At 69.2% G+C, this 2,122-nt stretch carries 1 protein-coding gene; it reads right to left on the bottom strand.

Features of this window, described 5'->3' with window-relative positions; genetic code table 11:
* On the bottom strand, window positions 1-1,062 hold a 1,062-nt coding region (locus tag ACFTWP_RS41545), incomplete at its 3' end, for a hypothetical protein (RefSeq protein WP_380270375.1).
* Between the last annotated feature and the right edge of the window lie 1,060 nt (window positions 1,063-2,122).

Consider the following 2,122-nt stretch of genomic DNA (forward strand, 5'->3'; position numbering starts at 1 on the left):
TGGCCTCTGTTCGAGTGGCTGGGTTGACTCATGAGCCACCCCAGCCATCTGAATCGGCATCAACCCGGACAGATCCTCTGAACGACGCCGCCCTGAGACTCCACTGCCCCGGCCACGCTCGCGGCCCGTGCCTTCGCTGCTCCAGCAGCCGTGAACGGCTCGCCGCAGCCAAAGGCAGCTGGTGCCGGGCCCGAGAGTCCCGAGCACCGCCCGCACAGCCCAGGCGTGCTCACCGGAACCCTGCACTCCACGCATTCGTGCTGCTGACCTGCGCAGATCGACCGCATCTGCGACGGCGCGGGCGGCAGCTTGCGCACGAGGCGGTCCCGGATCACGGCGATCGGCGAGTAGATCTCCGAAGGAAGGCCGGGCAGCAACGCTGCAGCCAGGTCCGCCGGACCGCACCCCGCGGCCAGCCAGCGGTGCCAGCTCGACCACTTCCGCGTCCCCGAGCCGCAGGCGCGGCTGGTCTTTCAGCACCCGGTACAGCGCCAGGGCCGCCGCACGCGGCGGTCCCACCAATTCGTCCATCGAAGACGCCACCCGCCCTTCCGCCGGCCTCGGATGCCGCACCGACGGCGCGGTACGCCGACGGCCGTCCACGTCACCGCGGTCGGGGGCAGGGAGGGAGGGTTCTTTAACCAGGTTCTTTACTACAAGGACGCCAGCAGCACCGGAGTCCGGCACACCGGACGCCGGACGGGCCACACGCGGCGTCACCTGCGGCTTTGCCGTCCCCAGGAGCTTCTCAGCGGCCTTCAGGCCCGGCAGCTGCGGGGTGTCGTAGACATGGGCTTCCGATCGGATCGTGCCGTCCGGCATCCGGACCTTCTCGACCCGGTAGTACCCGGCGGCGATCAGCTCCTTGAGTGCCTTCCGCACGGCGGCGCGGCTGTCGATGCTGGAATCGGCGATCTGCCGCGCGTCCTCGCGCCAGCGCTCCGGCCGGGACAGTAGATCGGCGAGGAGCCCACGAGCGGCGAGGCTCAGCCGCCGGTCCTGTGCGGCGGCGTTGGGCAGCACGATGAAGTTACGCGCGTGGGCGCTACGATGTACCTGCAAGGGAGTTACAGCTCCTGTTGCCGGACCCCGGGGTGTTAGCGCACCGCCGGGGTCACCTGTGTTCGGTTGGACTACGGAACGTAGCACAGACAAGTCCTATGCCCTGCCAGCAAGTTCGAGCGACCTTCATCACTGTCCCGTCTCACCCAAGCTTCATCGCCGGCTCGTGATGGAGGTGTAGCGGGTTCGCGGGTACTGGCTCGACGATCTGTTGAGGGGGCCTGGGGTGGACTGGTCTTCGGGCGCGCTCGGATTCGCCGCCGGGCGCTGAAATCGACAGTGCCCGCGCCGGTGAGTGTCTTGGGGGTGGTGTTCCTGGTGCCGGTACAGGCCGGCGTGCTGGGTGTGCCAAGTCCGGCGGTGACACCGACGAACCTTCTGTTCGACATCGTGGCCGGCCCCGGTGCCCCGCTGCGCTACCGCCGGGCGGAGAGACTGGGCGGGCCACCGACGCGCCTGCTGCTCGCGGGTACCGTGCCGGCGTCGTCATGGGCGCCGTTGTCCGGGCGTTGCCGTCCCGGGCCCGCGCGTCTTCCGCCTCCTGGTCGCCATCCTGCTTCTGCCGCTCGGCATCTGGCTGTGCGCTCGCACACGTCGCCAGCCGAACCCCGCCCCGCCACCGGCCGATGGCCCCGACCACCTCGGTGCTCGCCCTGGCAGTGGGCGTCGTGGGTGGGATCCACGGGATCGGCGGCGGCCCTCTCGGCCCGATCCAGCGGTGGATCACCGCCGTCCTGCCTCACCTGCACGGCGTCACAAGTGACTACGGAACAGAGCCGTTCTCTTTACAGACCCCGGCGCGCAGCTGTTCGAGAAATTCGGTTACGCCGGGGACGGCTGTGTGCGGTCGGAGGGCGGGTGCGAGGTCGCGGATGAGGGCAATGGGGCGAGTGGCGCCGGATCGGGTGGCGAGGGCGAGGGCTTGGGTGGTGACGGCGAGGGCCTGTTCAATGTCGCGGGCCTTAAGAACCTGTCCTATGTGGTGCTCTTTGTCAGGCGTTTGTGGCATGTGATGACGGCGGCGAGGTCGCAGAAGGCCAGGTAATGGCGGTGATCGCGT

The sequence above is a fragment of the Kitasatospora sp. NPDC057015 genome (assembly GCF_042673745.1).
Taxonomy (GTDB): Bacteria; Actinomycetota; Actinomycetes; order Streptomycetales; family Streptomycetaceae; genus Kitasatospora.